Here is a 17,266-nt window from a genome sequence, read left to right as displayed (position 1 = left end):
CTCTCCTTCCGCCACAACCGGACACAGGAAGCCCACTCCGGGCCCCGACCCCAAACAGTTCGGCAAAAGCCCTTCCCGTTACCGCCCCCGCCCGTACTCTGAGGCTTGAGCACCGGTGGGGGCCGGTGCTGATCAGGGGGCGAGACAGTCGGGTACGGCGCCCGGGGCGGGGTACTGATCAGCACACGGCGGCGGCCGTGCGCAGTGATCGAGGTACCCGGTCCCGGGGGTCGTGTCCGCGTAGGTCCGCCCTCCGACCCATGGGGGTGTCAGAGGCAGTGGTTCGTATCCGGGTCCTGGTGGTGGATGACCACCGAATCTTCGCGGAGTCCCTCGCCGCCGCCCTCGCGGCGGAACCGGACGTGGACGTGGCGGCGGCCGGCAGTGGCCCCGCGGCGCTGCGGTGTCTGGAGCGCGGGGCGGCGGAAGGCCGCAAGTTCGACGTGATGCTCATCGACGCCGATCTCGGCACCGCACTGCCGGGGCAGGGCGGCACCACGCACCACGCGGTGGCGGTCGCCGTCCCCGACAGCGGGGCCGAACAGGACGGTCTGGTCGACGGGATCTCGCTGGTCGCAGGGGTGCGCAGCGGGCACGGGGCGGTGCGCACCGTGGTGCTCGCCGAGAAGGACGACCCGCGCCGGGCCGCCCTCGCCCTCCAGGCCGGCGCCTCCGGCTGGGTCGCCAAGGACTGCTCGCTGCAACGGCTGCTGGCCGTCATCCGCGGCGTACTCCGGGAGGAGACGCATCTGCCGCCCGCACTCCTCACCGGCGTACTGCGGGAACTCACCGCCGCCCGCAAGCACCGCACCGAGAGCGAACGCCTGGTGGAGTCCCTCACCCCGCGCGAGCGAGAAGTGCTGCGCTGCATGGTGGCGGGGCTGGGCCGCAAGGCGGTCGCGGAGCGGCTGTTCCTGTCCCCGCACACGGTCCGCACCCATATGCAGAACGTGCTGGGGAAACTAAGCGTGCACTCCACGCTGGCCGCGGTGGCGCTGGCGCGGCGGGCCGGGGTCGGTCCGGCCGAGCTAACCGTTCCCGGGGATGTTGTCGAACGGGGCGGTCAACTGGCGTAGCAGACCGGCCAGTTCGCCACGCTGGGCACGCGACAGCTCGCCCAGGATCGCCCGCTCCTGCTCCAGCAGTCCGGCCAGCGCCTGGTCGGCGCGGTCGCGGCCCTCGTCGGTCAGCCGGACGAGGACTCCGCGCCGGTCGCTGGGGTCGGGCAGCCGCTCGACCAGGCCTTTCTTGGCGAGCCTGTCGATGCGGTTGGTCATGGTGCCCGAGGTGACCAGGGTCTGCGTCAGCAGCTGGCCGGGGGAGAGCTGGTACGGGGCTCCTGCCCTGCGCAGCGAGGTGAGCACGTCGAACTCCCACGGCTCCAGACTGTGTTCGGAGAACGCGAGACGGCGGGCCCGGTCGAGATGGCGCGCCAGACGGGACACCCGACTGAGCACCTCAAGTGGCTCCACGTCGAGGTCGGGGCGCTCTCGGCGCCATGCTGCGACCAGTCGGTCGACCTCGTCCTCCATGGGGATCAGTGTAGGGGGTCTGTCGATGTGAAGTCTCTTCAGGTCGAGTCTCTTGATTGCGAGAGTTTCTGTATTGAGTCTCTTGACGTCGAGATAAGTGGGCGAGGATGCTGATACCCATGACGACCTCCCCTCCCGTCTGGGACCCGCACCAGTACCTCCGCCACGAGGGCCACCGGACCCGTCCCTTCCTGGACCTGCTGGCCCGGATCAACCCGGCCACCGCTCCGGCCCGCATCGCCGACCTCGGCTGCGGCGCAGGAAACGTCACCACGCTGCTCGCCGACCGCTGGCCCGAGGCCCGCATCACCGGCTTCGACAACTCCCGCGAGATGCTGGCCAAGGCCGAGCAGTACGCGGGCGAGCGCCTCGACTTCGCCCACGCCGAGGCCGCGAGCTGGGCGCCGCCCCCGGCGACGTACGACCTGATCGTCTCCAACGCGCTCCTCCAATGGGTGCCCGGCCACGCGGAGCTGATCCCCGGCTGGCTGGCAGCGCTCACCCCGGGCGGCACCTTCGCCTTCCAGGTCCCCGGCAACTTCGACGCACCCAGCCACACGCTGCTCGCCTCGCTGCGCGAATCCCCGCGCTGGCGCGACCGGCTGAGCGGGGTCGGCGACCGTACCGCCGCCGTCGGGACCCCCGGCGACTATCTGGCCCTGCTCAGCGGGCTCGGCTGCGAGGCGGACGTCTGGGAGACCACGTACCTCCAACTCCTGCACGGCCGGGACCCGGTGCTCGACTGGGTGAAGGGCACCGCGCTGCGGCCGGTGCTCACCGCGCTGGCCGGGGACGAGGAGGCGACGGCGGACTTCACGGCCCAGTACGCGCAGTTGCTGCGCGAGGCGTATCCGGCGAGCGGGGCGGGGGCCGGGGCCGGGGCTGAGGGCGGGACCGTCTTCCCGTTCCGGAGGATCTTCGCGGTGGGGGTGGTCCGGTGATCGCGGCCCTGGACCACGTACAGCTCGCGGCGCCGCCCGGGAGCGAGAGCGCGCTGCGCGCGTACTACGTCGAGGTGCTCGGGATGCGGGAGATCCCCAAGCCGCCGGTGCTGGCCGCGCGGGGCGGCTGCTGGTTCGAGGCGGGCGGGGTGCGGCTGCACCTGGGGATCGAGGAGGACTTCCGGGCGGCGAGGAAGGCCCATCCGGGGGTGCGGGTCACGGACATCGAGGCGTACGCGGAGCGGCTGGCTTCACGGGGTGCGGAGGTCGTCCGGGACGACGACCTGCCGGGGCACCGGCGGTTCTGTTCGAGCGACCCGGTGGGCAACCGGCTGGAGTTCATGGAGCGGAATGACGGCGGGGGGTGACCTGGGCGGGCCGGCCCGGGGGCGTGGGCCGGCTTGGCCGGGGCGCGGTCGGACACGGGCTGACCTGCGCGGACACCGCGCCGGCCAGCGGGACCCGGGGAAACCGGGGCCGCGGCTTCAGGCGGTGGTGTCACATCCGGCTCCGCTCGCTGCGTCGTACCGGTGACAGCGCAACGGCAGAGGCACCAGCCACCGCCCGTGCGTTCTGACCGAGGAGACCGCATGTCCACCACGACCGCCCATCACCCGCCGGACACCTCCGGCAGCAACTCCCGCGCGCGGAGCGGCGGCTCGGCCCTGCTGCCGCCCGTCCTCGCCTTCGCCGCCCTGACGATCGCGTACGTCGTCCTCAACAGCTCCACTCCGCAGCCCACCGCCACAGGCGCCGAAGTCCTCACCTACACCGGCGCGAACGGCACCAAGGTCAAGGTGGGGGCACTGCTACTGCTCGCCTCCGCCATTCCGCTCGCCGTACTCACCCCCGCCCTGCACCGACGGCTGCGGGACCTCGGGGGCAGCGCGCAGGGCGCCGCACTGGCCCTGGTGGGCGGGGTGCTGGGCACGGTGGCACTGGCCCTGAGCGCGCTCTTCGCCTGGACCGGCGGGCGGCTGCCCGCGGACGCCGAACCGGCGCTGGCGCGGGCCGTCGCCGACCTGTCCTTCCTGACCGGCGGGGTGACCTACGCGGTGGCCTTCGCGCTGCTCGTCGGCGCGGTCGCCCTCTCGGGACCGCTGCCGGGCCCGCTCGCCGCCGTCGGCCTGGTCATCGCCGCCGCCGGAATGCTCGGCACCCTCAGCCTGGTCGCCGACGTCTTCGGGTACGCACTGCCGGTGGTCCGCTTCGGCGGTCTGATCTGGCTGGTGTGGGTGGCGGCGGTGCTGTCGCGCAAGCGCTGAGGGGTACGTGCGGTACGGCGGCGGCCCGCACCCCCTGGGAGGGGTGCGGGCCGCCGCCGTACACGGAGTAAGCCGTCCGTCAGTTCTTGCGGTGTCCTATCAGGCGCGGTTTGGCCTCCAGGTTCTCCAGGCCGTGCCAGCACAGGTTCACCAGGTGGGCGGCCACCTCGGCCTTCTTCGGCTTACGGACGTCCAGCCACCACTGACCGGTCAGCGCCACCATGCCGACCAGCGCCTGGGCGTACAGCGGGGCCAGCTTCGGGTCGAAGCCGCGCGCCTTGAACTCCAGGCCCAGGATGTCCTCGACCTGGGTGGCGATGTCGGAGATGAGGGACGCGAAGGTGCCCGTCGACTGGGCGACCGGGGAGTCCCGGACCAGGATGCGGAAACCGTCGGTGTACGTCTCGATGTAGTCGAGCAGGGCGAACGCGGCCTGCTCAAGCAACTCGCGGGGATGGCCGGCCGTCAGGGCGCTGGTCACCATGTCGAGCAGCGAGCGCATCTCCCGGTCGACGACGACCGCGTACAGGCCCTCCTTGCCGCCGAAGTGTTCGTAGACGACCGGCTTGGAGACGCCCGCCTTCGCGGCGATCTCCTCCACCGACGTACCTTCGAAGCCCTTCTCGGCGAAGAGGGTGCGGCCGATGTCCAGCAGTTGCTCACGGCGCTCGGCGCCCGTCATCCGCACGCGGCGGGTGCGCCGCGCCGGGGGACGGGGCTTGCTGCCGCCCGTGCTCGGGGTCGTATTGCCAGTGCTACTGCCGTCGGTCGCCACAGGCTCCATCATGCCGTTTCTGTTGCGTCGGGTTGCCGCGGGCCCGTCACGCCGGTCTGCCGGCGGGAGGCCAGCCGCGAGGCGGTCGGCCAGCGGACGTCGTACGCCCAGCCCGCCTGCTCGAACCAGCGGATCAGCCGGGCCGAGGAGTCGACCTGGCCCTTCATCACGCCGTGCCGGGCGCTGGTCGGGTCCGCGTGGTGCAGGTTGTGCCAGGACTCACCACAGGAGAGGACCGCCAGCCACCAGACGTTGCCCGAGCGGTCGCGCGACTTGAAGGGGCGCTTGCCGACGGCGTGGCAGATGGAGTTGATGGACCAGGTGACGTGGTGCAGCAGGGCGACGCGGACCAGGGAGCCCCAGAAGAAGGCCGTGAAGGCGCCGGTCCAGGACATCGTCACCAGGCCGCCGACCAGCGGCGGGATGGCCAGCGAGAGGATCGTCCAGTAGACGAAGTCGCGGGAGATGCGGCGGATCGCCGGGTCCTTGACGAGGTCCGGGGCGTACTTCTCCTGCGAGGTCTGCTCCTCGTCGAACATCCAGCCGATGTGCGCCCACCACAGGCCCTTCATCAGCGAGGGCAGATCCTCACCGAAGCGCCACGGCGAGTGCGGGTCGCCGTCGGCGTCCGAGAACTTGTGGTGCTTGCGGTGGTCGGCGACCCAGCGGACCAGCGGGCCCTCGACGGCCATCGACCCCATCACGGCCAGCGCGATGCGCAGCGGGCGCTTGGCCTTGAAGCTGCCGTGGGTGAAGTAGCGGTGGAAGCCGATGGTGATGCCGTGGCACCCCAGGTAGTACATGAACACCATCAGGCCGAGGTCCAGCCAGCTCACTCCCCAGCCCCAGGCCAGCGGGATCGCCGCGAGCAGGGCCACGAAGGGGACGGTGATGAACAGGAGCAGCGCGATCTGTTCGATGGAACGCTTGGACTCGCCGCCGCGGGTCGCCAAGGCCGTGGCCTCGTCGTCCCGCTGGGTGGCGGGTTCGTTGAGTAGATCGGGGCTAGTGGTCATGAAGGTCCCCTGTGGGGTGAGGAATGCGGGTGATACCTGGCTACGGTTCCGTAACCTACGGCCTCGTAAGTATGGCAGCGGTGAGGCCCGCTGTACGAGGCCGACGAGTACCCGGATCCGGGGACCCATATCCTGGACCCCGTCGGACAGCGCGGTCCGAGTTCCTGCCTGACGCGTATCCCACTGCAAGGAGCCGCACCTGTGAGCAGTGCCGACCAGACGACCCCCAACACCAGCCCCGAGCTGCGTGCCGACATCCGCCGCCTCGGCGACCTTCTCGGCGAGACCCTCGTACGGCAGGAGGGCCCCGAGCTCCTGGACCTGGTGGAGCGGGTCCGGGCCCTCACCAGGACCGACGGCGAAGCCGCCGCCGACCTCCTCGGTGACATGGACCTGGAGACCGCGGCGCGCCTCGTGCGCGCCTTCTCCACGTACTTCCACCTGGCCAACGTCACCGAGCAGGTGCACCGCGGCCGGGAGATGCGCGAGCTGCGCGCCGTCGAGGGCGGGCTGCTGGCCCGCACCGCCGACCTGCTGAAGGACGCCGACCCGGAGCACCTCCAGCAGACGGTCAAGAACCTCAATGTGCGGCCGGTCTTCACGGCGCACCCCACCGAGGCCGCCCGCCGCTCCGTCCTGAACAAGCTCCGGCGCATCGCCGAGCTGCTCGAAACCCCGGTCATCGCCTCCGACCGGCGCCGCCACGACCGCCGGCTGGCCGAGAACATCGACCTGATCTGGCAGACCGACGAGCTGCGTGTCGTACGCCCGGAACCGGCGGACGAGGCCCGCAACGCCATCTACTACCTGGACGAGCTGCACGCCGGCGCGGTCGGCGACGTCCTGGAGGACCTGGCCGCCGAGCTGGAGCGGGTCGGCATCGAGATCCCGCCGGGCACCCGCCCGCTGACCTTCGGCACCTGGATCGGCGGCGACCGCGACGGCAACCCCAACGTCACCCCGGCCGTCACCCGCGACGTACTGATCCTCCAGCACGAGCACGGCATCACCGACGCCCTGGAGCTGGTCGACCAGCTGCGCGGCCAGCTGTCGAACTCGATCCGCTACACGGGTGCGACGGAGGAGCTGCTGGAGTCGCTCCAGGCGGACCTGGAGCGGCTGCCGGAGATCAGCCCCCGCTACAAGCGGCTCAACGCCGAGGAGCCGTACCGGCTGAAGGCCACCTGCATCCGGCAGAAGCTGGTCAACACCCGCGAGCGTCTGGCGGCGGGCTCCGCCCACCGGCCCGGCTGCGACTACCTCGGCACCAGCCAGCTGATCGAGGACCTCACCCTCATCCAGACCTCGCTGCGCGAGCACCGCGGCGAGCTGTTCGCCGACGGCCGGATGGACCGCACCATCCGCACGCTGGCCGCCTTCGGCCTCCAGCTGGCGACGATGGACGTGCGTGAGCACGCGGACGCCCACCACCACGCGCTCGGTCAGCTCTTCGACCGGCTCGGTGAGGAGTCCTGGCGGTACGTCGACATGCCGCGCGAGTACCGGCAGAAGCTGCTCGCCAAGGAGCTGCGGTCGCGGCGTCCGCTGGCGCCGGTGCCGGCGCCGCTGGACGCGGCGGGGGAGAAGACCCTCGGGGTGTTCCTGACCGTCAAGGACGCGCTGGAGCGCTTCGGGCCCGAGGTCATCGAGTCGTACATCATCTCGATGTGCCAGGGCGCGGACGACGTCTTCGCGGCGGCCGTGCTGGCGCGTGAGGCGGGTCTGCTGGACCTGCACGGCGGCTGGGCGAAGATCGGCATCGTGCCGCTCCTGGAGACGACGGACGAGCTGCGTGCGGCCGACGTCATCCTCGACGAGATGCTCGCCGACCCCTCGTACCGTCGACTTGTCTCTCTGCGCGGTGACGTGCAGGAGGTCATGCTCGGGTACTCGGACTCCTCGAAGTTCGGCGGCATCACCACGTCGCAGTGGGAGATCCACCGGGCGCAGCGCCGGCTGCGTGACGTCGCTCACCGGTACGGGGTGCGGCTGCGGCTGTTCCACGGCCGGGGCGGCACGGTCGGCCGCGGTGGCGGCCCGTCGCACGACGCGATCCTCGCGCAGCCGTGGGGCACGCTGGAAGGCGAGATCAAGGTCACCGAGCAGGGTGAGGTCATCTCGGACAAGTACCTGGTGCCTTCGCTGGCCAGGGAGAACCTGGAGCTGACCGTCGCGGCCACCCTCCAGGCGTCCGCGCTGCACACCTCGCCCCGCCAGTCCGACGAGGCGCTGGCCCGCTGGGACGCGGCGATGGACACGGTCTCCGGGGCCGCGCACACCGCGTACCGCAAGTTGGTCGAGGACCCGGACCTGCCGACGTACTTCCTCGCGTCGACCCCCGTCGACCAGCTCGCCGACCTGCACCTGGGCTCGCGGCCCTCCCGCCGCCCCGGCTCGGGCGTCTCCCTGGACGGCCTGCGGGCCATCCCCTGGGTGTTCGGCTGGACCCAGTCGCGGCAGATCGTGCCCGGCTGGTTCGGTGTCGGCTCCGGCCTCAAGGCGCTGCGCGAGGCGGGCCTGGAGAGCGTCCTGGAGGAGATGCACGAGCACTGGCACTTCTTCCGCAACTTCCTCTCCAACGTGGAGATGACGCTCGCCAAGACCGACCTGCGCATCGCACGTCACTATGTCGACACGCTGGTGCCCGACGAGCTGAAGCACGTCTTCGACGCCATCGAGGCCGAGCACGCGCTCACCGTGCAGGAAGTCCTGCGCATCACGGGCGGCGCGGAACTGCTGGACACCAGCCCCGTCCTCCAGCAGACCTTCGCCATCCGTGACGCCTACCTGGACCCGATCTCCTACCTCCAGGTCGCGCTGCTCAAGCGCCAGCGCGACGCGGCGGCGGCCGGCCAGGACGCCGACCCGCTGCTCTCGCGGGCCCTGCTGCTGACGGTCAACGGTGTGGCGGCGGGACTGCGCAACACCGGCTGATCACCGGCCTCCTGTACGCCGTAAGGGCGCCCACCGGTACTCCGGGGGGCGCCCTTACGGTGTATGGGGTTGTACGGCGTATGGGGTTGTGCGGCGTACAGCGATGCGAGCCGCAGGTTGCTGTACGCCGGAAAGCGACGTACAGCGTATGGCGACCTACGGTGTACAGCCTTCTACGGCGTACAAGAGGCGAGCGTCACGAGTTGTACGTCGACTGCGCCCGTTCCAGGCCCTCGATGACGAGTGCCTCCACCGCGTCGGACGCCCGGTCCACGAAGTAGTCCAGCTCCTTCTTCTCGGTGGAGGAGAAGTCCTTCAGTACGAAGTCGGCGACCTGCATCCGGCCCGGCGGCCGGCCGATGCCGAAGCGCACCCGGTGGTAGTCGGGGCCCATCGACTTGGTCATCGACTTCAGCCCGTTGTGGCCGTTGTCGCCACCGCCGAGCTTCAGGCGCAGCACTCCGTAGTCGATGTCCAGCTCGTCGTGGATGGCGACGATGTTCGCCGTCGGCACCTTGTAGAAGTCGCGCAGCGCGGTCACCGGGCCGCCCGACAGGTTCATGTACGACAGCGGCTTCGCCAGGATCACCCGGCGGTTGTACGGACCGGGCGGGCCGATCCGCCCCTCCAGAACCTGCGCCCGCGCCTTGTGCGACTTGAACTTGCCGCCGATCCGGGAGGCGAGGAGGTCGGCGACCAGCCAGCCCACGTTGTGCCGGTTCGCCGCGTACTCGGGTCCTGGATTGCCCAGGCCCACCACCAGCCAGGGGGTCGAAGGGTCCGGCGCGGGGGCCTGACCCGGACTCGGGGTCGTCATCTGCATCTCTCCTTCATACCGAAAGGCATACCGAAAGGGCCCGCACACACGGCAGCCGCCGCCCCGCACCCCTCGGGCACGGAACGGCGGCTGCACCGCAAAGCTGTGGAGCTACGAGGCTCAGGCCTCGGTGCCCGCGGCGTCGGCGTCAGCGGCCGGCTCCTCGGCCTGCGCGGAGACGACCTGGATGACGACGGCGTCGGCGTCGGTCACCAGCGTGGTGCCCTCGGGCAGCGGGACGTCCTTCGCGAGGATCGAGTCACCGGCGTCCAGGCCCTGCACCGAGACGGTGACGGACTCGGGGATGTGGGTGGCCTCGGCCTCGACCGAGAGGGTGTTCAGCACGTTCTCCAGGAGGTTGGAGCCCGGTGCCAGGTCGCCCTCGGAGATCACGGAGACCTCGACGGTGACCTTCTCGCCGCGCTTGACCGCGAGGAGGTCGACGTGGGTGATGTTGCGCTTGATGGCGTCACGCTGAACGGCCTTGGGGATGACGAGCTCGCTGCGGCCGTCGATGTCCAGGTTCAGCAGGGCGTTGCTGGTCTTGAGCGCCATCATCAGCTCGTGACCCGGCAGCGTGATGTGCACGGTGTCGGCGCCGTGACCGTAGATGACGGCCGGAACCTTGTTGGCACGACGGGTCTGGCGGGCAGCGCCCTTGCCGAACTCGGTACGGACCTCAGCGGTGATCTTGACTTCAGCCATGATTGCGCTCCTCGTAAGTGGCGAAACAAAGGGGGTAGGTCGTCACCCGGCCACACGAACGGCCCGCTGAAGGAGCCTGCTACGAAGAGCGCGTCGATAACGGAGGGCCTGAGCCTCCCTCGCCGAGCAACTTGCACACTGTACCCGGGCCTGCCCCGGACAGCCCAATCGATCTTCCACAGGCACCGGCGGCCCTGCGCCAGCCTTGCCCCGGGCCTTCGTGGGTACGGAAACGGGGCGGCCACCTCAACGAAGGTGGCCGCCCCGTCCCCGTAACGCCTCAGAGAGCTACGACTGCTCCTCGAAGAGGCTCGTGACCGAACCGTCCTCGAAGACCTCGCGCACCGCGCGGGCGATCGACGGCGCGATCGAGAGCACCGTGATCTTGTCCATCTCCAGGTCGGACGGGTCCGGCAGCGTGTTCGTGAAGACGAACTCGCTCACCTTGGAGTTCTTCAGACGGTCCGCGGCCGGGCCGGACAGGATGCCGTGGGTGGCCGTCACGATGACGTCCTCCGCGCCGTGCGCGAACAGCGCGTCGGCGGCGGCGCAGATGGTGCCACCGGTGTCGATCATGTCGTCGACCAGGACGCAGACGCGGCCCTCGACCTCACCGACGACCTCGTGGACGGTCACCTTGTTGGCGACGTCCTTGTCACGGCGCTTGTGCACGATGGCCAGCGGCGCGTCCAGACGGTCGCACCAGCGGTCGGCGACGCGCACCCGGCCGGCGTCCGGGGAGACGATCGTCAGCTTGGAGCGGTCGACCTTCGCGCCCACGTAGTCCGCGAGGACCGGCAGCGCGGTGAGGTGGTCGACCGGGCCGTTGAAGAAGCCCTGGATCTGGTCGGTGTGCAGGTCGACCGTGAGGATGCGGTCCGCACCCGCGGTCTGCAGCAGGTCGGCGACCAGACGGGCCGAGATCGGCTCGCGGCCCTTGTGCTTCTTGTCCTGACGGGCGTAGCCGTAGGACGGCACGATCACCGTGATGGAACGGGCCGAGGCCCGCTTCAGCGCATCGACCATGATGAGCTGTTCCATGATCCACTTGTTGATGGGAGCCGTGTGGCTCTGCATCAGGAAGCAGTCGGCGCCGCGAGCGGACTCCTGGAAGCGGACGTAGATCTCACCGTTCGCGAAGTCGAAGGCCTTCGTCGGCACGACACCGATACCCAGCTGATGTGCGACCTCCTCGGCCAGCTCGGGGTGGGCCCGTCCGGAGAAGAGCATCATCTTCTTCTCGCCGGTCGTCTTGATCCCGGTCACAGCACGGTCTCCTCAGAGTGTTTCTGGCCGCCAGCAGCCTGCGAGCCAGCCGAAATGGTGTGCACTCACGCCGAAATGGTGTGCACCTAACACGGTACGTGGTGCGCGGGGCACCTGTTTCCGGTCAGCTTTCGCCGTCGGTCCTCGGGGTGGCCGACTGAGCGGCCTGGGCGGCGGCGCTGCCCGGACGCTTGCGGGCCACCCAACCCTCGATATTCCGCTGCTGCCCACGGGCCACGGCCAGCGAACCGGCCGGTACGTCCTTGGTGATGACCGACCCGGCAGCGGTGTAGGCACCGTCCCCGACCGTGACAGGAGCCACAAACATGTTGTCCGAACCGGTGCGGCAGTGCGAACCGATCGTGGTGTGGTGCTTGGTCTGGCCGTCGTAGTTCACGAAGACGCTGGCGGCACCGATGTTGGAGTAGTCGCCGATCGTCGCGTCGCCGACGTAGGAGAGGTGCGGGACCTTGGTGCCCTCACCGATCGACGCGTTCTTCGTCTCGACGTACGCGCCGATCTTCGACTTCACGCCCAGCTTGGTGCCGGGGCGCAGGTAGGCGAACGGGCCGACGTTGGCGGCGGCGCCGATCTCCGCGGAGTCCGCGACCGTGTTGTCGACGCGGGCGCCGATGCCGACGGTGGTGTCCTTCAGGCGGGTGTTGGGGCCGACCTCGGCGTCCGCGGCGATGTGCGTGGCACCGAGCAGCTGGGTGCCCGGGTGCACGATCGCGTCCTGGCCGAAAGTGACCGTCGCGTCGATGAAGGTGGTCTGCGGGTCGATGATGCTGACGCCGCTGAGCATCGCGCGCTCCAGGAGGCGGGCGTTGAGCAGGCGGCGGGCCTCGGCGAGCTGCACCCGGTTGTTGATGCCGAGGATCTCGCGGTGGTCGGCGGCGACGGACGCGCCGACCCGGTGACCGGCCTCGCGCAGGATGCCCAGGACGTCGGTGAGGTACTCCTCGCCCTGGCTGTTGTCGGTGCGGACCTTGCCCAGCGCGTCGGCCAGCAGCTCTCCGTCGAAGGCGAACACACCGGAGTTGATCTCCCGGATCGCCCGCTGCTCGTCGCTGGCGTCCTTGTGCTCGACGATCGCGGTGACGGACTGCGTCGCGGCATCGCGCACGATCCGCCCGTAACCGGTCGAGTCGGGAACTTCGGCGGTCAGCACCGTGCAGGCGTTGCCGTCGGCGGTGTGGGTGGCGGCCAGCGCGGTCAGCGTCTCGCCGGTGAGGAGGGGGGTGTCGCCGCAGACCACGACGACCGTCCCGGACGGGCTGCCGCCGAGGGCCTCCAGGCCCATCCGTACGGCGTGACCGGTACCGAGCTGCTGCTCCTGTACGGCGGTGTGGGCATCCGGGTCGATCTCGCCGAGGTGGGCGGTGACCTTCTCGCGGGCGTGGCCGACGACGACGACCAGATCCTGCGGGTCGAGTTCGCGTGCCGCGGTGGTGACGTGGCCGACGAGCGAGCGCCCGCTGATCTCGTGCAGGACCTTCGGGGTGGCCGACTTCATGCGGGTGCCCTCACCCGCTGCGAGGACGACGACGGCTGCCGGGCTATTGGCGCTCACAGTGGTGCCCTTCGGCTACTACGGGGGTGGACTTCCGAAGGATACCGGGGGGTTACGGGGCGGAAACGAGGGCGGGTCCCGACCGGTTGGTCGGGACCCGCATTTCGCCAAGCTCCCCCGTCAGGACTCGAACCCGAACAGATGGCACCAAAAGCCACAGTGCTGCCAATTACACCACGGGGGAATATTGCCCTTAATCCGGACATTGTTTCCGGCCGCCGGATGGGCACCCAACACTATGCCGTACCGAGCCCCCTCGATGCGACGGTAAAGATCGCCTCTTTCACGACTCCTCCGCTTCCGTCCCCTTTACCGGAAGCACCGCCGAGACCCGGAAGCCACCCGGATCCGTGGCTCCCGCGACGAAGACACCGCCCAGCGACTGGACCCGTTCACGCATCCCGAGCAGGCCGTTTCCTCCGCTGGGCAGCCCGGGTTCGGTGGCGGTGTTGTCCGAGGGGCCGTTCTCGATCTGCATCGCGATCTCGGTGCCGCGGTGGGCGAGGCGGACCCAGGTCTTGGCGCCCGGGGCGTGTTTGTGGACGTTGGTGAGGGCTTCCTGGATGACCCGGTACGCGGTCTGCTCGACCAGGGCTCCGCAGGGGACCGCGTCGCCGTCGACGGAGAGTTCGACGGTCATCCCGGCTGCCCGGGACTGCTCGACCAGGGTGTCCACGTCGTCGAGGCACGGGCCGCCCTCGGCCGCTTCGGCGGCGGCAGCGGCGGCGGCACCGACCGCGGCCAGCGGAACCGGGGCCGGTTCGCGGGCCATGGTGGAGGTGACGGGGTCGGAGGAGCGCAGCACGCCGAGCATCTCGCGGAGTTCGGTGAGGGCCTGACGCCCCATGTCGCCGACCAGGGCCGCGTTCTTGACCGCCTTCTGGGGGTCCTTGAGGGCGACCGCCTGGAGGGCGGCGGCGTGCACCACCATCAGGCTGACCCGGTGGGCGACGACGTCGTGCATCTCGCGGGCGATCCGGGTGCGCTCTTCGGTCCGGGCCCACTCGGCCCGCTCCTCGGCCCGGTCGGCGAGCAGCGACAGTTCGCGCTCCAGGGAGTCCGCGCGTTCGCGCAGGCTCTCCATCAGCCGGCGGCGGGCGCCTATGTACAGCCCCAGGAGGAGCGGCGGGGCGGTCATGCCGAGGGCGAGGACGAAGGAGATGACGGCGGTGTAACCCGCGCTGGGATCGAACTCGCCGTCGCTGTCGCCGGCCAGCGAGCGCATCCGTACCAGCGAGACGATCAGCGTCCCGACGAAGGACATGCCCGCGAGCGCGGTGATGACGCGCCGGGGCACCTCGGAGGCGGCCAGGGTGTAGAGCCCCACCAGCCCCAGCACAAAGCCCATCTCGGCCGGTGTGACGGCCAGCGACACCAGCACGACGGCGATCGGCCACCGCCGGCGTACCAGCAGGGTCGAGCCCACCAGCAGGCCGATCAGCGCGCCCAGCGCGGTCGGCAGCCGGGTCTCGCCCGCGAAGCTGATTCCCTCCACCAAGCACTCGGCGGCCGACACCACTGCCAGTCCCGCGTCCAGAACGACGCTGCGTCGTCGCTCCCACCACCAGAAGCGTGGACTGGTCAGGTCCACGTCCATCCGGTCTGCCCCCGTAACGGTCATAAGGACCAGCCTACGGGCGGGGCCGGGCCTTTTTCCTGTGACTTAAGGACCCGGTTCGCCGGGCGCCGGGGAGGGGTGCGGGGCGGTCACGAGGTGCGGGGGAGGGGCTCAGGCGGTGGTGAGGCGGTGCGGCTGGGCGCCGGTGATCAGGGTGGCCAGCGCCTGGTCGAGGGTGTGGCCCAGGAACCAGTCGCCGGTGTGGTCGAGGCTGTAGATACGGCCGCCCGCGTCGATGGCGAGGGTGGCGTGGGCCTCACCGGCGGCGTGGATCTCCTGGCCCAGCGGACAGACCTCGGTGCCCAGGGCCCGGCCGAGGTCGGCGAGCGTGCGGGCCAGGTGCAGGCCGTGCAGCGGGTCCAGGAGTACGGGGGTGGGGGCGACCTGTCGCCCGTGCCCCGGCGGATTGATGTGCAGGCCGCCGAACTCGGCCCAGGCCTCGACCGCCGCCGGGAAGACGGCGTGCCGGTGCCCGGCCGGGGAGGTGTGCTCGCGCAGCAGGTCGGCCCAGTGCTCGGCCTGCCTTATGTCCCAGCGCCCCGGCTGCCAGCCCGCCTCCCGCAGAGCGGCGTCGACCGCGACCGGGAAACGGGTGGTGCTGGTGTTGGGCTGGTGGTGCGTGGGGGGCATAGGGAGCCGGTCAGCCCTTCTCGGTGGTGGGATCCACCGGGCGTACGCCGAAGTGGGAGAGCAGCGGTGCGCAGGAGCGGCACGGCGGGGCGTAACTGCCGTGCAGCGGGTCGCCGTCCTCGCGGATGCGGCGGGCGGTGAGTTTGGAGTGCTTCAGCGAGCGCCGCGCCTCGTTGGCGGTGAGCGGCTTGCGGGCGGCGCGCTTGGAGCGGTCGGCCTCGGCGGCGGAGATGTGCCGGGAGAGCAGGATCGCCTCCGGGCAGCGGCCGGTGAACCGGGTGCGCTGGCCGCTGGTAAGGGTGTCCAGGAAGTCCTGGACCAGGGCGTGCAGCGCGGGCGGCTGGTCGGCCCGGCCCGCGGTGCAGGTCAGGGTGTCCGCGCCGCGCACCGAAAGGGCGGCGGCCACCGTGGGGAGTATGCCGTCGCGGCGATGACGGAGGGTGGGCGGGGCGGCTTCGGTGGGGCTGCTGCTCCAGCTGAGGCGGGGGTCGCCGGGGGTGGGTGCTGGAGATGCGCCCGGGGCCGTTCCCGCTGGGGCCGGGCCGGAGCCCGTGCTCGTCCCCGAACCTGCGGCTGTGCCTGTGCCTGTGCCTGTGCCTGTGCCTGTGCCTGTGCCTGTGCCTGTGCCTGTGCCCGCGACCGGGCCCGGCCCGGCGGGGTCTGTGGAGGCGCTGCCTGTGGTGGATGCGGTCGGTCGGCGGTCCGCCGGTCCTGGCGTCGCCGTCGCTGATCCCGCTGCCGTGCCCGTCGTTGAGCCCGTTGCCGCGCCCGCTGGTGTACCCGTGACTCCCGCCGCTCCTGTGATGTTCGTCGTCCCCGTTGTCCGCATTGACGTCAGTGCGGGCGGTTTTCCTGTTGTTTGTGCAGTGTGCATGGTGGTGCGTTCCCTCCCTGCAATCCCCCGAGTTGCGGGGGACAGCCTGCCAAATGTGCCCGGTAGTGGGGAAGCTGGGGCACTGGTTCGGGCGCGTCCCCCGCAAGTGGGCGGATGGCGGGCGGGGTGCGGGTGCCGTGCGACCGGGGTGCGGGTGACGTGTGGGAGGGGTGCTGGGGCAGGTACGGGTGACCCCCCGTCGACCGCTGGTGGACCGCCCGTTACGGGCCGGTGCCCGAGGCGTCGGGGCGGCCGTGAAGGGGCAGGACCCCCTGTTGCACCACCGCATAGGCTGTGGTGAATCAGCCAGACGCAGCAGGGGGCAACAGCCATGACGACAGGTCGGCTCGGGCAACAGGCCGCGCCACCGAACGCGGCCTACGCCGGGCAGCACGTGAACTTCCCGGACCCGGTCCGGGCCGCCCGCCACCCCCAGGGTGTGCGGGTGGACGGTGACGGCTACCCGCTCTTCGCGCCGTACGCGCGCGCCGCCGCCGAGATCGCCGAACCCCCCGAGGGCTTCGGCGTCGACGAGCTGCGGCTGACCGACTACGTGTCGGCCAACGCCGCGCTGCACGCCGAGGGTCACGAGCTGTGGGAGACCCTCGACCCGGTGGCCACCCCGCACGGCTGGACCTGGCACCACGTGCCGTACACCCGTCGCATGGAACTCGTACCCGTTGAGGTGAAGGCGCTTTTGCGCCACCACGGCGGGCTCGCGACGACGGCCGTGGACCAGGACAAGCGGGGCACGCGTCCGCTCCAGGAGACCCGCCCCGTCCACTTCGGGCTGCCGAAGGGGACCGTGGCCGTCTCGGAGAGTCAGGTGCTGGGTGTCGAGGAGGACCTGGGGTACCGGCTGCCCGGCGCCTACCGGTCCTTCCTGAAGGCGGCCGGCGGGTGCGCGCCCGTCGGGGCCGCGCTCGACCCGGAGCTGGGACTGCTGGTCGACCAGCCGTTCTTCACGGTGCGCGACGAGGCCGGGATCAACGATCTCGTCTACATCAACAAGTGTTTGCGTGACCATCTCACCAAGGACTACCTCGGCGTCACCTTCGTCCAGGGCGGGATCCTGGCCGTGAAGGTGCGCGGCGAGCAGACCGGTTCGGTGTGGTTCTGCGCGTACGACGACGCACGCGACCAGGACGGCTGGTCGGTGCAGGAGCGCGTGGAGCGGCTGTTGCTGCCCTGCGGCGACGACTTCGACGACTTCCTGCAGCGGCTGGCGGGCAGCCCGCCGGAGCTGCAGACGGTCGCGGATCTGATGGTGGACGGCGGCTTCGCGCGCGCCGTCGCAAGCTCGGACGAGGGGTGAATGTC

The 17,266-nt window shown here is 70.7% G+C and carries 15 protein-coding genes, 1 tRNA gene and 1 pseudogene; 6 read left to right on the top strand and 11 right to left on the bottom strand.

The genetic code is table 11. The features are described 5' to 3' along the window. Positions 1-278: 278 nt before the first annotated feature. Complete coding sequence (locus tag ACIA73_RS32315) at positions 279-1,076, top strand: LuxR C-terminal-related transcriptional regulator (RefSeq protein ID WP_399442506.1); 798 nt, start codon at positions 279-281, stop codon at positions 1,074-1,076. On the opposite strand, the gene tamR is transcribed toward ACIA73_RS32315, so the two are convergent. Further along, on the bottom strand, positions 1,029-1,532 hold the full coding sequence (gene tamR, locus ACIA73_RS32310) for a MarR family transcriptional regulator TamR (RefSeq protein ID WP_399442432.1): 504 nt from the start codon (positions 1,530-1,532) through the stop codon (positions 1,029-1,031). The genes ACIA73_RS32315 and tamR overlap by 48 nt on opposite strands. 119 nt (positions 1,533-1,651) lie before the next feature. Between tamR and ACIA73_RS32305 the strand changes: the two genes are divergently transcribed. The 3 genes from ACIA73_RS32305 to ACIA73_RS32295 all read left to right on the top strand — a co-directional run bounded on the left by ACIA73_RS32305 (position 1,652) and on the right by ACIA73_RS32295 (position 3,738). Continuing rightward, positions 1,652-2,473, top strand: coding sequence for a trans-aconitate 2-methyltransferase (locus ACIA73_RS32305; RefSeq protein ID WP_399442431.1), 822 nt, complete (start codon positions 1,652-1,654; stop codon positions 2,471-2,473). Beyond that, positions 2,470-2,841 carry a VOC family protein gene (locus tag ACIA73_RS32300; protein ID WP_399442430.1) on the top strand — a complete coding sequence of 124 codons (372 nt, stop codon included), beginning with the start codon at positions 2,470-2,472 and terminating at the stop codon, positions 2,839-2,841. The genes ACIA73_RS32305 and ACIA73_RS32300 overlap by 4 nt, the downstream gene beginning before the upstream one ends. Before the next feature lie 222 nt (positions 2,842-3,063). Continuing rightward, positions 3,064-3,738: a DUF4386 domain-containing protein gene (locus tag ACIA73_RS32295; protein WP_399442429.1), complete on the top strand. Its 675-nt coding sequence runs from the start codon at positions 3,064-3,066 to the stop codon at positions 3,736-3,738. A 79-nt stretch (positions 3,739-3,817) separates the two neighbouring features. Here the strand turns inward: ACIA73_RS32295 and ACIA73_RS32290 are convergent, their stop codons facing one another. Continuing rightward, entirely contained in the window at positions 3,818-4,525 is a 708-nt protein-coding gene (locus tag ACIA73_RS32290) for a TetR family transcriptional regulator (protein WP_399442428.1), read from the bottom strand. Continuing rightward, positions 4,522-5,529: an acyl-CoA desaturase gene (locus tag ACIA73_RS32285; protein WP_399442427.1), complete on the bottom strand. Its 1,008-nt coding sequence runs from the start codon at positions 5,527-5,529 to the stop codon at positions 4,522-4,524. Before ACIA73_RS32285 ends, ACIA73_RS32290 begins: the two co-directional genes overlap by 4 nt. A 201-nt stretch (positions 5,530-5,730) precedes the next feature. Here ACIA73_RS32285 and ppc point away from each other — a divergent pair, with 201 nt between their 5' ends. Beyond that, a complete protein-coding gene (gene ppc / locus ACIA73_RS32280; RefSeq protein ID WP_399442426.1) occupies positions 5,731-8,463 on the top strand; it encodes a phosphoenolpyruvate carboxylase in 2,733 nt (910 codons plus the stop codon). A 196-nt stretch (positions 8,464-8,659) separates the two neighbouring features. Here ppc and pth read toward each other — a convergent pair whose 3' ends face one another. The 8 genes and pseudogenes from pth to ACIA73_RS32240 all read right to left on the bottom strand — a co-directional run. Then, positions 8,660-9,280, bottom strand: a complete 621-nt coding sequence (gene pth, locus ACIA73_RS32275) for an aminoacyl-tRNA hydrolase (protein ID WP_399442425.1) — start codon at positions 9,278-9,280, stop codon at positions 8,660-8,662. Between the two features lie 120 nt (positions 9,281-9,400). Next, positions 9,401-9,985, bottom strand: a complete 585-nt coding sequence (locus tag ACIA73_RS32270) for a 50S ribosomal protein L25/general stress protein Ctc (RefSeq protein WP_399442424.1) — start codon at positions 9,983-9,985, stop codon at positions 9,401-9,403. Between the two features lie 288 nt (positions 9,986-10,273). Then, a complete protein-coding gene (locus ACIA73_RS32265; protein WP_399442423.1) occupies positions 10,274-11,251 on the bottom strand; it encodes a ribose-phosphate diphosphokinase in 978 nt (325 codons plus the stop codon). Positions 11,252-11,375: 124 nt separating this feature from the next. Then, on the bottom strand, positions 11,376-12,824 hold the full coding sequence (glmU, locus tag ACIA73_RS32260) for a bifunctional UDP-N-acetylglucosamine diphosphorylase/glucosamine-1-phosphate N-acetyltransferase GlmU (RefSeq protein WP_399442422.1): 1,449 nt from the start codon (positions 12,822-12,824) through the stop codon (positions 11,376-11,378). A gap of 112 nt (positions 12,825-12,936) precedes the next feature. Further along, positions 12,937-13,008 (bottom strand) — tRNA-Gln (locus tag ACIA73_RS32255). Positions 13,009-13,107: 99 nt separating this feature from the next. Beyond that, positions 13,108-14,445 (bottom strand): sensor histidine kinase, encoded by a 1,338-nt coding sequence (locus ACIA73_RS32250; protein ID WP_399442421.1) that lies wholly within the window; start codon positions 14,443-14,445, stop codon positions 13,108-13,110. 108 nt (positions 14,446-14,553) lie between these two features. Then, a complete protein-coding gene (locus ACIA73_RS32245) occupies positions 14,554-15,072 on the bottom strand; it encodes an SUKH-3 domain-containing protein (RefSeq protein WP_399442420.1) in 519 nt (172 codons plus the stop codon). A 10-nt stretch (positions 15,073-15,082) separates the two neighbouring features. Further along, positions 15,083-15,571, bottom strand: a pseudogene (locus tag ACIA73_RS32240) (YwqJ-related putative deaminase); the annotation flags it as partial. A 706-nt stretch (positions 15,572-16,277) separates the two neighbouring features. On the opposite strand from ACIA73_RS32240, the gene ACIA73_RS32235 reads away from it, so the two are divergent. Then, entirely contained in the window at positions 16,278-17,261 is a 984-nt protein-coding gene (locus tag ACIA73_RS32235; protein ID WP_399442419.1) for an SMI1/KNR4 family protein, read from the top strand. Positions 17,262-17,266: the final 5 nt, after the last annotated feature.

The organism is Streptomyces sp. NPDC051561, from assembly GCF_044454195.1.
In the GTDB taxonomy this organism is placed as follows: Bacteria; Actinomycetota; Actinomycetes; order Streptomycetales; family Streptomycetaceae; genus Streptomyces.
The sequence above is the reverse complement of the archived record's forward strand: the minus strand, read 5'-3'. Positions and strand labels throughout refer to the sequence as shown.